This is a genomic window from Centipeda noxia ATCC 43541, from assembly GCF_000160555.1.
Taxonomy (GTDB): Bacteria; Bacillota; Negativicutes; order Selenomonadales; family Selenomonadaceae; genus Centipeda; species Centipeda noxia.
The window spans coordinates 35,273-49,132 of the sequence record NZ_GG749282.1; the positions used below are offsets into that span (position 1 = coordinate 35,273).

Annotated in this window: 13 protein-coding genes; all 13 read right to left on the reverse strand. The window is 54.4% G+C overall.

Annotation, left to right across the window (positions count from 1 at the left end; translation table 11 throughout):
- Window positions 1-117, reverse strand: a 117-nt coding sequence (locus HMPREF7545_RS10495) for a GDP-mannose 4,6-dehydratase (RefSeq protein WP_345908458.1), incomplete at its 3' end; no start/stop codon positions are given.
- A 29-nt stretch (window positions 118-146) separates the two neighbouring features.
- Complete coding sequence (locus HMPREF7545_RS08790; RefSeq protein WP_006695386.1) at window positions 147-1,436, reverse strand: glycosyltransferase family 4 protein; 1,290 nt, start codon at window positions 1,434-1,436, stop codon at window positions 147-149.
- Between the two features lie 11 nt (window positions 1,437-1,447).
- Window positions 1,448-1,990 carry a dTDP-4-dehydrorhamnose 3,5-epimerase gene (gene rfbC / locus HMPREF7545_RS08795; RefSeq protein WP_040571354.1) on the reverse strand — a complete coding sequence of 181 codons (543 nt, stop codon included), beginning with the start codon at window positions 1,988-1,990 and terminating at the stop codon, window positions 1,448-1,450.
- Window positions 1,991-2,002: 12 nt separating this feature from the next.
- Complete coding sequence (locus tag HMPREF7545_RS08800) at window positions 2,003-2,608, reverse strand: HD domain-containing protein (protein ID WP_006695388.1); 606 nt, start codon at window positions 2,606-2,608, stop codon at window positions 2,003-2,005.
- Between the two features lie 27 nt (window positions 2,609-2,635).
- The gene (locus HMPREF7545_RS08805) at window positions 2,636-3,697 is read right to left on the reverse strand and encodes an FkbM family methyltransferase (protein ID WP_040571355.1); all 1,062 of its coding nucleotides are present in this window, start codon (window positions 3,695-3,697) and stop codon (window positions 2,636-2,638) included.
- Window positions 3,698-3,820: 123 nt separating this feature from the next.
- Window positions 3,821-4,831 carry a radical SAM/SPASM domain-containing protein gene (locus HMPREF7545_RS08810; protein WP_006695390.1) on the reverse strand — a complete coding sequence of 337 codons (1,011 nt, stop codon included), beginning with the start codon at window positions 4,829-4,831 and terminating at the stop codon, window positions 3,821-3,823.
- Complete coding sequence (locus HMPREF7545_RS08815; RefSeq protein ID WP_006695391.1) at window positions 4,828-5,847, reverse strand: radical SAM/SPASM domain-containing protein; 1,020 nt, start codon at window positions 5,845-5,847, stop codon at window positions 4,828-4,830. Before HMPREF7545_RS08815 ends, HMPREF7545_RS08810 begins: the two co-directional genes overlap by 4 nt.
- A gap of 10 nt (window positions 5,848-5,857) precedes the next feature.
- Window positions 5,858-6,886: a radical SAM/SPASM domain-containing protein gene (locus HMPREF7545_RS08820; protein ID WP_006695392.1), complete on the reverse strand. Its 1,029-nt coding sequence runs from the start codon at window positions 6,884-6,886 to the stop codon at window positions 5,858-5,860.
- A 38-nt stretch (window positions 6,887-6,924) separates the two neighbouring features.
- Window positions 6,925-8,076, reverse strand: coding sequence for an FkbM family methyltransferase (locus tag HMPREF7545_RS08825; protein WP_006695393.1), 1,152 nt, complete (start codon window positions 8,074-8,076; stop codon window positions 6,925-6,927).
- Window positions 8,073-9,632 carry a glycosyltransferase gene (locus tag HMPREF7545_RS08830; protein WP_006695394.1) on the reverse strand — a complete coding sequence of 520 codons (1,560 nt, stop codon included), beginning with the start codon at window positions 9,630-9,632 and terminating at the stop codon, window positions 8,073-8,075. Before HMPREF7545_RS08830 ends, HMPREF7545_RS08825 begins: the two co-directional genes overlap by 4 nt.
- Window positions 9,633-9,840: 208 nt before the next feature.
- Window positions 9,841-11,832: an ATP-dependent zinc metalloprotease FtsH gene (gene ftsH, locus HMPREF7545_RS08835; protein ID WP_040571356.1), complete on the reverse strand. Its 1,992-nt coding sequence runs from the start codon at window positions 11,830-11,832 to the stop codon at window positions 9,841-9,843.
- 17 nt (window positions 11,833-11,849) lie between these two features.
- Window positions 11,850-12,395, reverse strand: coding sequence for a hypoxanthine phosphoribosyltransferase (gene hpt, locus HMPREF7545_RS08840; protein WP_006695397.1), 546 nt, complete (start codon window positions 12,393-12,395; stop codon window positions 11,850-11,852).
- Complete coding sequence (gene tilS, locus HMPREF7545_RS08845; RefSeq protein ID WP_006695398.1) at window positions 12,392-13,789, reverse strand: tRNA lysidine(34) synthetase TilS; 1,398 nt, start codon at window positions 13,787-13,789, stop codon at window positions 12,392-12,394. Before tilS ends, hpt begins: the two co-directional genes overlap by 4 nt.
- Between the last annotated feature and the right edge of the window lie 71 nt (window positions 13,790-13,860).

The following is a 13,860-nucleotide window of genomic DNA, read 5'->3' on the forward strand; positions in this document are numbered from 1 at the left end:
TACATTCGATGATGTACGTACGACAGCAGAAAGCTGCCAGCCGTCATCCAACAGGCAGCGCGCCAAATACCCGCCGATAAATCCCGTGCCCCCTGTAAGCAACGCCCTGTACGTCATTTTTTCTTCCTCCCCAAACACGCCGTATATCAACCGCTGCAAAAACGCTCCTGCCAGTTCTTCAGCTGCTTATCCGCAGGAAACACACGGGAAAAATGCGGAAGAGAGCTCTTGCTCTGCTCTCTGAGAATCGGCGGCAGTTCCTGTGCCGCGGGCCCTCGAGCTGTAAAAATTGACCGCAGCTCATGCGGCAGCCCATTCAAAAAAAACTCATGCGGCGCACGTCCGAACGCCGCCCGAAAATCATAGCTCCGCTGCTCTTCTTCTACAACCTCATCATATATATCATGCAGCTGTGCCGCCGTACGCTCCACAGCAAAATCCCGCAGAACTCTCTGCCGTGCTGCTCTTCCCATGCGGCACCGTTCCGCAGGATGCTCATAGAGATATGCGAGTGCTCTGCCATAATCCTCTTTCCCCTTGACGAGCAGTCCCGTTTCATTATTTTCGATAAGGTACCGCTCCGCACACTGATCGAACGCAATGACAGGAACCTCTGCCGCCATCGCCTCGAGGAGCGCGTTCTCCGTCGTTCCGAAATGCCGCGGACTCAGCAGGTAGCCGAATACATCCATCTGCGCCAGTTCCGCGTTCACATCACTCACATAGTCAATAAAACGGAATTTCTCAGCGATGCCAAACGTCTCTGCCTCCGCACGAATCTGCGCTGCATTCGTCTGATCCCCCACAAGCACAAATTCAATGCCCGGAATATGCGACACACGCGCACAGTACGCCACAAAATCCGGATGCAGCTTCGCATAGGACTGTGTTCCGATGTATCCGACGACAAAACGCCGATCCCTCACCCGCTCCTCACGCGGACAAATCGCAGCAAAACCGCCCGAGCTGTGCACGACCGCCGTATGTTTTTGCGCCCATACACGCTCTTCCTCACTCCAATACGGATTATCAAGCGAATAGGGCGAGGTGAAGATAAATCGCTGCGGCATACGCAGGAATTCCGCAGGAATATATGGATACCAACAACCGGATACGTGTGCCCAGATGGTCAGATTCATCTCGATCTTCGGAAAATCTGCCAGAAACGCCGCCATGCGCGGATGGTGCCACCATTCGATCTGAACAAGATCGGCAGAACGCATGGCTGCCAGCACTTCCTGCTCTCCCGCGCCGCAGAGGATCTCTACACCGTCTGCACGGCAGGCATCAATGAAGTTCGTTTTCTCCGGCGGCTCGAGCAGGAGGATACGATGACGCCACCCTGCCCTCGTTCGTGCAGCATATGCAGCGACCCCGGAGAGCACCTTGCCCACGCCGCCGCCCATATGCGTTGTGATATGCAGTACCTCAGGCATAGTGAGCTCCTTTATGCGAACGGGCTGACAAAATCGGCAAGAGCGGGGAACGACTGATCCCGTTCCGACAGAATAGGGTGCTCGACATCCCACGGGATTCCCGCCGTATCCCAGCGAATCCCGGCATCACAGGCGGGCGCATAGACACTTGTCACCTGATACAGCATCAGCGCCGTGCTGCTGCGTGTATAAAATCCGTGTGCCATTCCCTTTGGGATATAAAGCATTGTTCCCTCGGAGGATTTCAGATGAAAAAGTGCATACTTTCCATAGGTAGGCGAAGATCTCCGCAGATCCACAACAGCATCCGTCACTTCCCCCTCCGCACAGCAGACAATTTTTTCATGGTCCATCGGCGGCGTTTGGAAGTGAAGCCCGCGCAGAACGCCGCGCCGCGAAACGGAGAAGTATTCCTCCGCAAAAGAAGTCGGCAGCCCGAGTTGCCGAAAGACTTCTACGTGAAACGTCTTGATAAATACACCGCGGCTGTCCTCCCACACGACCGGAAGAATCCTCACGCATCCTTGCAGCGCGGTTTCCTCGACATCAAACACGAACACACCTCCTCATAATGGCACAACGGTACGCAGGCCGAGCACGGATTCTACACTTTCCCCCATTCTTCGTTCGAAATCCTCTTTCATCGCAAAGAGCTGCCGCCAGCGCGGCAGACTCGTCTCATCCACGCCATAGCGAAGCATGATGTCCATCATCCTCCGCTCGATCGCCACGATTCCCTCATCCGTCGCCATCGCATCACACAGTTGTATGAGGCGGTCATATAGGGTATATTTTCTCTCCTGCAGAAAATGATCCAGAAATGCGTAGTCCTCAGCCATTAAATCCCATCCGCTGTTCACCGCCGTAATTTGCTGTACCGGGAACGAATGCGTCAGACAGATCTCCGCCGCCTCTTCATCTCCCTGCTCCAATAGAAAACGATATCCGGCAATGACGTGATTCATCTGCATCACACCAAATCTGCGGCCGATGTCGTGCAGCAAGCCAAAGACAAAGGCACGCTCGGCATCCAGATGATCAATGCGAGCAGCAATACGCTCTGCGGCCGTTCCGACGGCAAAAGAATGCGCAATCCAGCCGCCGTCGTTCCGTGTGCGCGCCTCATCCAGACATGCCAAGGCCTCTGCTCTCGTAATTCTCACGTCCGACATCTTCCTTTCGGCAGGATTCTCCGCACTTCAAAGTGCATAGAGTACAGACTCCCCGCTCGTCACGCTGTGATGGCGGAAATAAAAACGGTAGCCGCTGTAAAATGACCGAATCAGCAGCGGAATGCGGATGTAGTCCTCGATGCTGTGATAGACACAAACGGCAAGTTTTGGATGATGCTCACGTATCATCTGCTCTGCGCCAAGAAGCGCATTGTACTCTGCCCCCTCTATGTCCATCTTGATGAGCGTGGGCGATTCCGTCAGTACGGCATCGAGCGGCATTGCCCGAATCACATCTCCCTGTGCATCCGCTCCGGTCTCCAGCCGTGATGCTGAGGGGGTCGCCTGGTTCCCGCTGAACATGAGCTGCGCCTCCTCGTTCCAGAGCGCATAGGGGTAGAGTACAACCTGCGGGAAGTCCGAATACTTTTCTCGAAGCAGCCCACAGCTCTGTGCATCCGGTTCAAAAGCATGCACACGGATACGGGAGTTCATCGTAAGAGCCTTGTCAATCTCCTCACCGCCGCACACACCCGCATCTACGAACACCTCATCATCAAGAGAGGGAATTACGTCATTGGAAAAATACTGATCGGTCTCAGCAAGTGAAAAATCCACAGGCCGGCCGCACATCATATTGTCAATCAGGCGACGATAGAGCTGCCGCGATTTTTCATCAGCAAACATGGTGCTGATTTCCTCAATATCCCGCCTGTGCTCCGTAAAGTAATGCGCCGCATCCAGCTGAACAGCAGAGCATATCTTCGCTCGGACCGCCTGCTGCTCAAGCTGCGATACAATTTGCAGCAGATTGATGCCCGTCGCTCCGATGACAATTGCAAGAGGCCTTCCCTTTAAGTAATACACACGGCTAAGCTCGAATACTTTTTCAGATGACTGTACAGGAATTCCATCCATCTCTGTGCCCTGCTTATGTGCAGCATTATCGCACCAACAAAGCGGATCTTGCAGGCATTTCTGCGCAACGCAGTATTTTTGATAAAAGGCCTGCGCAACACGCCCCGTTCCCCAGAGCACATAATCTATGCCGCGCAAATCGGAAAAAGTATCTACATCATCAGCGTACAAGAGCCTCGCCCTCCTCAATCGCCCAAATCAAGTCCGATATGTTGATGCAGCGGTCCTCCACCGCGCCCCGTTCACCGCCTGCCCATCAATTCTTCTCGCTCTCATAAATATATCTAAATCTCCCTATCGGATCACACCGCGTTCCATAAGGATGGCGGCATCCCCATCGAGGATATCCTCCTCGAACATTGCGTATTGGTATTGTCTGCACTTGGCACAGACCGGATATTTTTCTTTCTGAAACGCGAGCTGTGCGCGTCGGAATGCCTCCGTCTTCCTGCCCTGCCAGATCGCACGCATGGATTCTTTTGCAAGATCCCCCAATATATACGGGGTCTCCATCGAGCAGCACGGAATGATCATCCCGTCGGGATTCAGCTGCATCATGTAGAAGGGCTGCGGACAGACAACGGCACTCCCGACCGCGGCCCCATTCTGCGTCACCTCTGCAGCACCTCCAAGCACGTCATAGTCAATCTGCGGCACAGCGGGAATGAGATGCTCCACAGCGATAAAGTCCGATATGTCGCCGAACGTCTCCAAGAACAGTTCTTCCTCGCCTTCTTTGAGAGCACAGTCGATGATCTTCACATAGATCTTCGTCCTGCCGCGATACTCGTAAAAAAACCGGATTTTTTCAACCAGTTCATGAAAGACGCCGCGGCGGCGCGTATGGGCATATGCCTCGTCATCAAGTCCCTGGATCGAGATGCGGATGCGGCCAAGGTTCGCCGCAATCAGCGCACGCGAAAGTTCCTCTGTAAGCGCAAGCCCGTTTGTCACAATGTCAATCGTATCGGCAACGCCGCGCTCTGCCGCATAGGCGACCATGTCGGCAATGCGCGGATGAAGCAGAGGCTCCCCCGTCCCGGCAAAGCGCAGCATCTTCAAGGGACGCGGAAACTCTGCGAGTCCGTCGATGCATGTTTCGTAGAGGCCATAGTCGAGCATGACCTTGCCCGCGACAAAGCCGCGCTGCTCTGCCGGAACGGAATGAATACAGTACGCACAGGCAAGATTGCAGCCATAGACGGGAAAAATCTGCACAGAGAAGGGCGTATCCAGAGGCAGCACGTCGGCAAGCCGTGTGCGTTTTCCGCCGGGTGTCTGCCCGTCGATACGCTGCGCCCTCATCTCCGTAACTCCTCGATGCGTGCGAGGATCGCATCCGCATCGTCGTCGAGGTGATCCTCAGGGTGTGCGACATCGTTCGCCGCGCAGCAGATCGCGCAGCGTTTGTTCTCGCTGCGCCGTCCCTCAAGCTGCATTCGCCAGAATTCGTGCATCTGCTCACTGTGCCACATATCGAGAATCCGGCCATTGTACACATTGCCGAGCACGATGGGCTTGTAGATCGTATCGCACGGCTCAACGTCGCCGTTTGGGAAGACACCGAGCATGTAGAACGCGAGCGGACAGACCTGATAGATGCGGTCAGTCTTGACGCCGTTGCGGTCGGTCTCAATCACCATATCCTTCGTCATCTCAACGCCGTCGTAGGCGGGCAGCATATGCTCGATGTACATGCGGTCCGTGCAGTCTCCGAAGAGCTGATAGAACTTCTCCTCCTCCCCCTCGTCCAAGGCGACATCCATCACCTTGAGAAAGAGATTCGTCGATTTCTTGTGTGCATAGAAATATCGAATGTTTGCGACAAACTCATCGAAATCGACCTTTGCACGGCAAATGTCCTCGTATTTCTGCGAGGACATCCCCTGCAGAGAGACGCGCAGTGTATCCAGCCCCGCATCAATGAGTGCGTCGGCAAGGGCGGGACGCAGCAGGGAGGCATTCGAGATGATCTCTATGCGCTCGGCAACATCTTTTTCCTTTGCGATGCGCACCATATCCGCAATATGCGGATTGAGCAGAGGTTCCCCCTGCCCCGTGAGCGAGAGCATCTTGAGTTTCTGCGGGAACTCTGCGAGCTGTTCGATGGTCTTTTCGTACGTCTCCATTGTCATGTGCTCGGGCGTGAAGTCATACTGCTTCTTCATCTCGGCAAAGCCAAGCGAATGCCCGCAGTAGGCGCATTTGAAGTTGCAGAACGTCGTCGGAAAGACGAATGCGCTGTACGGTGCGGCAAGCGGGAGGACGGAGGCGAGCTGGACGCGTTCCGTTCCATAGATTGGCTTGATTTCGGATGCCATAGTCCCTCCCCTAGTCTGCAAAGAGCGGCAGCAGACGTTCCGCATCATCATCCAGCTGCTCCATCGGATTATTGATCGCATTGAAGCAGGTGCATGTCGCGCAGTCTGGAATCTGGTCCTTTTCCTTCTTCAGCATCTTGCGCAGGAAGCCCCTGCGGCGGCTGCCGTTCCAGATCTCCATGAGCGTATGCTCCTTCGCATTCCCCATGGAGAGGTTCTTGCCCAGTCCGGGTACGGGGCAGGGGAAAATGTCCCCCTCGCAGCCGATCTGCATGAAGTAAAACGATTGCGCACAGACCTTGCGGTTCACGTCAAGTTCTTCGCCATAGAAGTTCTTCGTGCCGTCGACAATCTCGCGCAGCCCGTCCATCTGCTGCTGCATGACGACGAGATGCTCGATATAGATGCGGTCGGCAAAGGGGCTGAAAATCTCGAAGAACTTTTCCTCGTTCTCCTTCGTCTTCAGTGTCGCGTCAATCGCTTTGATGTAAATCTGAACATTCCCCTTGTGCTCGTAGAGGTATTTCAGATTCTCGAGATAGCGTTCAAAGTCGATGCAGATGCCGCAAGTTTCCTCGTAACCCGCCGCATCAAGCCCCTGTACGGAGATGTTTATGTTCGTAATGCCCGCTGCGACAAGCGCACGGCTCTTCTCCGGCGTCAAGAGGAGACCGTTTGTGATAATCTCGACGCGCCCCGCAATGCCCGCCTCGACAACCATGCGGATGTATTCGGGCAGATGGGGATTCATCAGCGGTTCTCCGAGTCCCGAGAAGACAATGCGCTTGATACCGTCATGCGGGAATTCCTTCAGTTCACGAATGATTTTCTCGAAAAATGCTTCGTCCATATGCTGCTCACGGTGCCCGAGCGCACGGAACTCCCCGCCTGCCTCATCTCGTGTGGAGTGTATGCAGTAGAAACACTTGAAATTGCAGTATTTCGTCTGCTCAATATAAACGGTGAACGGGGCGGCCAACGGGATAACCTCCGCAAGCTTCTTTCTCTTGGTATCGTAGTTTGGCTTGATCTCTGCCATTGCTCTCCTCTCTCCTAGCGGCTCCCTTCGCCGCGGGGTTATGGAACGGCATACACGACCGTTTCCAATCCCATAAATTGATAGTTGCGTATGTAGAGCCGATAGCCCTCGTAGAGTTCCTTAATCTGCAAGGGAATCGACCACAGATGCGAAATGTCGTGATAGACGCAGACGGCAAGCTGCGGATGATACTGACGGATCATCTCTGCTGCCCCCGCAAGCGCGCGCGGCTCCATGCCCTCGATGTCCATCTTGATCATCGTTGGTGCAAATCCGCGCAGTACGCTGTCCAGAGGTGCACAGGAAAGGACTGTTGTTCCGGTCGGATCCGCCTTTGCTGCGGAGCGGCCGTCGGAAACTGCCGTAAACCGCAGCTGTTCATAGCAATCGGATGCGCCGAGCGGGAGGATGTGTGCCTCCTGAATCCCTGTTTGTTCCCGAATGTACGTCTGAATCCCCGCACAGAGATCGCCCTGCGGTTCAAACGCAGCATATGCCTCGATATCCATACCGCTTTGCAGCACGCTGCGCAGGGTGTCGCCGTCATATGCACCGCAGTCGATAAAACGCCGATAATCCATTCGCTCCGGAACATCTGCCGCAAGATACTGCCCCTCCAAGGGGAGCGGCAGGGGAAACTGTGTAACATCGTGTGCGTGATGCGCAGTGAGTGCCGTAAGGAAGAAGGTGCGCTCTTCCTCGGTCGAAAAAAGCTCATACGCAGCCCGTATCTGCCGTTCATCACGCAGGATATTGGCCGGATCGTAGGAGCCGATAAACATATGCGCGAGGAATGCGCGGCTCTCGAGGGCCTGCCAGTTGATCTCATGCAGGGCATAGATATGCTGAAACCCAACGCTCTCAAGTATCCGGCGTATCTCCCTATCCTGCGTTCGCCCGAACAGCCCTGCCAAAATCACAGCGGCATCACGATACTGCAGCATCAGCGCTGCTGTGTCCACGGAAAAGACCGGCGCAGGCGCACTGCATCGGGACGCATTCCGATCGATAAAGCCGAGCGGCTGAATACCGTTTCCCACAAGACAGGAATAAAGTTTCTTCCCGAGATTCCCCGCGCCGTAAAGAAGGATGGGATATGCGCGAAAGTCTGAAAATCCATGTGTCTCTGCGTTCTCGTAAAGGGATTCAAAAAATTGATCAAGTGGATTGATATCCGCAGATAAGTTCATACGCTCTTCCTCAATACAACGGCATACTGGGTCATAAGCGCATCAAATCGTTCCTCTGAAAAGATTTCGCGAATGCCGGGATTGCTCCGATACTCCTCCATCTGCCTCAACTCAGCAAAAAGTCTTTCTCTGATGTCATATACTTCTTCCATATAGGGATAAATCTCTGCATCATAGGGTAATTGCCTGAGTTCCTCTTCGAGTCCCCGCAGTCCTTGTTTCAATGGACTCGGCGGATTCTGCATTGCATTGACAGCCGCTTGCGGGTCGTAGGGAATATCATAATTCCGCATCTTAAAGACAAATGCGCCGCCCTCTCTCAGGTGTTCCGCAGCAGTTCGGATGGCGGCAAGCGCATCCTCGTAGCGGTCCACATATTCGCCCATAATGATATAGTCATATCGTTCGTTTCCAATTTTACGGGTCAGCCGATCTACATCGCCGCAGTATACCCTGCCGTCACAAAAAGATGACAGATCCTGCCAGTATTTCGGATCCGTTGTATATGCAGTGACCTCAACATGCTCAACTCCATGTTCTCTGAGTGTATTCCGTATCTCCATGATAGGGGTGCCGCAGCGTACATCAATGCCAAGGATACGCACATCATCGCGCATCTTCGCATGCTCAAACAGAATCTTCCTCATATATATTTCGAAATTAGTAACATCATCCCATGCATCAATGCCATGGTATTTACGCCGAAACAGAGCACGGCCTCCCTGAATACTCTCAGCGTACTTCGCCGGATCTGCCCCGCCGATGGTACTGCCCTCATGATGGACGAACACATCCCCGCATAGGACGATCCGATAGCCCAACCGACGATAGACAAACGAAATATCATCGTCCGAAAAATCATAAATAAATGCGTAATCTCCCTCATAGAATTCACGCAGAGCTGTACGTATCACACACACCGTTGGAATCAGACGCAGACGATCATGCCACTTATGCGGATCGGATACATTGAACGCCGCTGCCTTTTCCTGCATATCTTCGAAATCAGAATATCCCAGGTCAACATGCTGAAGATTCGTCACATTGTCGGACATCGGCACGACAAATCCAATGCGTTCGTCGGACTCCATGCAGATGAGCATATTCTTCAGCCAGTTCTTCGTCACCAATATATCATTGGGGAAACCGACAAAATACTTGCCGCGCAGGAATCGTCCGCGCGAAGCATTCTTCGCTGCAATATAGCCGAAAAACGCTCCGATATTTTTCGTAATTCGATAGATTCGCTTTCTTGGATGCTGCAAGCTCTTAAAATACTCAAAGGTTCCGTCAGAGGAGCCGTTGTCGACAAGGATCAATTCATAGTCAATATCTGCGGTATACTTAAAAAGGGCTTCAAGAGCAGGCTTTGTATAATCCTCCAGATGATTGTACGCTTGAAAATAGATGCTCACGAACGGATCATCAGGCTCAGAGACCGCCGCAGCACTCTTTTCGCGATTTGCATAGAGATCTAATACTTCCCCATAAATAACCGGCTCTCTTCTCTCCGAATCAACAATCGTTATTTCCGTCTGCTCTGGCCGCATATCCATCGTATCCCTCGGCTTTCTCCAGATTATTCCTTAACACAATACAGATGACAACGACATCCCCCGACAGAACTCACCGCATGGGAATCTCTCTATTTCTCGAACTGCCTTTGCGTGTGCAGCACATCTCTTATATTATCGTTAAAATATATGTATCCCTAAAGAAAAAGCGCTGCTGCATATCCGTTTATGCAGCGGCGCTTTGACTCTATCATTTATCCCATTGGGTCACGTTGAACTTCGGCTCCGTCGTCGGAACGGGAGCGGACCGCTCTTCCGCGGCGTGCTCTGCCTCCTCGCTCGTCTGCGTGGAGTCGTCAATCACCACATCGACGGGAATCGGCAGAGGCTTCCCGGTATCATCCGCGTCATCGTCCTTTTCATCCTTGTCGCTGATGACGCCCTTGGTCATCAGCTCTTCCAGCTCGCTCGCATTGAGCGTCTCGCGTTCGAGAAGGGCGTTTGCAATGAGATCAAGCTTATCGCGGTTCTCCGTAATGATCACACGGCATGCCTCGTACGCCTCTTCGACGCAGCGGCGCACCTCGCGGTCAATCTCGCCGGCGATCTCCTCAGAATAGTTGCGGTCGCGGTTAAAGTCTCGTCCGAGAAATACCTGATGATTCTCCTCGCCGTAGGCAATGGGGCCGATTGTATCGCTCATGCCGTACTGCATAATCATGCTGCGGATGATCTGCGTCGCGTTCTGAATATCGCTGGATGCCCCCGTACTGATCTCGCCGAGCACGACCTCTTCGGCAACGCGTCCGCCGAGCGCGACCTTAATACGGTCAAAGAGCTCGGAACGCGTACGATAGGAACGATCTTCCTTCGGCAGGGAGAGCATATAGCCGCCGGCACGCCCGCGCGGAATGATGGTGACTTTATGCACAGGATCGGCATGCTCAAGAAGCATCCCCACAAGCGTATGTCCGCCCTCATGATATGCCGTAAGACGCTTCTCTTCATCTGTCATGACATGAGACTTGCGCTCCGGACCTGCGAGCACACGCTCGATCGCCTCCTCCATCTCCGCCATATGAATCTGCTTCTTGTCGCGGCGCGCGGCAAGGAGCGCGGCCTCGTTCACGAGATTGCTGAGATCTGCACCTGTAAATCCGGGAGTCCGGCGTGCGAGCACATCAAGATCGACATCATCCGCAATCGGTTTTCCCTTCGTATGAACCTTCAGGATCGCCTCGCGTCCGCGTACATCCGGCTTATCTACCACAATCTGACGATCGAATCGGCCAGGGCGCAGAAGTGCAGGGTCAAGAACGTCAGGGCGATTCGTCGCCGCAATGATGATAATCCCCTCATTGGAGGCAAAGCCGTCCATCTCGACAAGCAGCTGGTTGAGGGTCTGTTCGCGCTCGTCATGCCCGCCGCCAAGTCCCGCACCGCGCTGGCGTCCGACAGCATCAATCTCGTCGATAAATACAATGCAGGGCGCAGACTTCTTCGCCTGCTCGAAGAGATCGCGTACACGAGAGGCACCGACACCGACGAACATCTCGACAAAGTCGGAGCCGCTGATCGTGAAGAACTGGACCCCTGCCTCGCCGGCAACCGCCTTGGCAAGCAGCGTTTTGCCCGTGCCCGGGGGGCCGAAGAGCAGGACGCCCTTCGGAATGCGTGCGCCGAGTTCGTTGAATTTATCCGGCATCTTGAGGAACTCGACGACTTCCTCGAGCTCCTGTTTGGCTTCATCCGCGCCCGCAACATCAGCGAACGTCACCTTTTTCTTATCGCTCACCATGAGGCGTACGCGCGATTTTCCAAAGTTCATCATGCGTCCGCCGCCCATCTGCGACTGCTGCATCATGAAGAACCAAAATCCGATGAGCAGGGCAATCGGAATAAGCGAGGTGAGTATCGCCTGCCACCACGGCGGCTCGGGCGGGTTCTCCGCAGAGATATTGACTCCCTTATCCGCAAGGCGCGTATAAAAGTCATGGTCGCTGTTCGGCGCATCCGGCGCAATGGTCGTAAACTCCGTCCCGTCTTTGAGCGTACCGCGGATGTTGTTCTGAACAATGACAACCTTGTCTACTTCGCCGGCATTGATCTTGCCCGTGAAGTCGCTGTATCCGATGGAGACCGCAGTTGTCTTTTGTTCGTGCGTCGCATAGTCGACAACTGTAGCAACAACAGCGATCATGAGTGCATAAAAAATAATCGTACGTAGAATTGACTGATTCAAGTGATGCCTCCTCCGGATTATTCGTAAACGGAACGCCGCAGCACTCCGATATAGGGCAGATTTCGATATTTTTCCGCATAGTCAAGACCGTAGCCCACGAGGAATTCATCCGGGACCTCATGTCCGAGATAGTCGATCTCCACAGGTGCTACGCGGCGCGATGGTTTTGAGAGGAATGCACAGATACGGATGCTCTTGGGATGACGCCCCATCAGCATCTGCTTCAGATAGTGCATGGTCGTTCCCGAGTCGATAATGTCCTCCACAATGATGACATGCTTTCCCTCGATGGGGAAATCGAGATCCTTGAGGATCTTGACCTGACCGCTGGAAACGGCCGCATCGCCATAGCTGGAAACAATCATAAAGTCAAAGGCAACGGGACGATCAATCGCACGCACCAAATCGGTAAAAAAGACAGCGGCGCCTTTGAGGATTCCGACACAGTAGACAGTCTCTGCCGCGTCGCGGTAGTCTCGTGCGATCTGCACCCCGAGTTCCTGCACGCGCATGCGAATTTGCTCCTCGGAAAAGGTAACGCGCTCAATATCGCTGCTCATCATTCGGTGGTTGTCTCCTTCACACATTCAATCTTCATAATATCTCTGCTGGATTCAGCAACCTCCGCAAGGCAGCTGCGCCGCCCGCCTGCAATCCAGAAAATCTCCTGCGTATCCGCAAGCGCTATGAGAGGGATGCTATCCCGCCGCTCACGCGGAACTTTATCGTCAATCAGAATTTCCTTGAGCTTTTTCCGCCCGATCGGAAGCCGCATATAGTCTCCTGCGCGCCGCGTCCGAAGGACAAGCGGCGGGAGCTGCGCGCAATCGGCATAGACTGCCTCGCGCCGCGCCATCCGCACCCAATCGTCCGCTGTCATACGGGACAGACGACGAAACTCAAACTGTATGCCCTGAAAATTTATTATAACATATTCGCAGGTGAAAGAAAGCCTAATTTCTTTATTTTGTACACTTTCCTGTGCAGGACGCAGCAGACTCAGCACACCGCAGCGCGCAGCAGCGTACCAACCACCCTGCATCTCGATACGCGCCGTCCCCTCGACAGCGAGGAGGGCTCGCATCCGCTCCTCATGGAGATAGGAGAAGTCCTGCGCCGCGCCCGTCTCCCACATCCAAAAGATGCGCAGGACGCGCCGCTGCAGTGCGGGATGCAGTGCACGCAAGGCAGGAATCGAAAGCCCGCCCACACACAAAGCGTGTGTATATGCATCCTCCGCGAGCTCTGCGAGCAAATCGTCCTCCTCTGCGGCAAGTGCAGAAAGGCGCGTGAGTGCATCGCGCACCGCAGGATTATAGGTGCGCGCAAGCTCCGGCAGGAGTTCGTGACGGATGCGGTTGCGCCGCGCGTCCATCGCATCATTCGTCGCATCGTGGCGCGGCATCAGCCCCCGCTTCACCGCATACGCCTCGACCTCCGCACGCATGACAGTGAGGAGGGGGCGCAGATACAGTCCGTCCCTTTCCCGCATTGCCGCGAGTCCTGCAGGTCCCGTGCCGCGCAGGATGCGCATGAGCACCGTCTCCGCGAGATCATCCGCATGGTGCGCGAGCACGATGGCATCGCATTTCCGTTCATCACACACACGGTAGAGAAAGTCATAGCGACAGATGCGCGCCGCCGTCTCGAGCGAGCATTTATGCATACGCGCATAGGCAGGCACATCGCCCGCCTCAAGGACGAACGGAATCCCGCGCATCGCACAGAACGCCTCCACAAAACGCGCATCCGCCAGCGAATCTGCGCCGCGTATCCCGTGCTCATAGTGCGCGCAGATGAGCTGCGCGCCGCCCGCCGTATGCAGGATATCCAGCGCGTCCAGCAGGGCAAGCGAATCCGTCCCGCCGGAACAGGCGACGAGAAGCTTGCGCACAGGATAGAAAAGATCATGTGCGCGCAGAACGCATTCCACAATTTTCTGCACAATCAACTCCATGAAAAAGGGCACTCCGGACGGAGTGCCCTTTTTCTCTTTCTATGATGCGTGTGCCGCCGGGGCATATATAC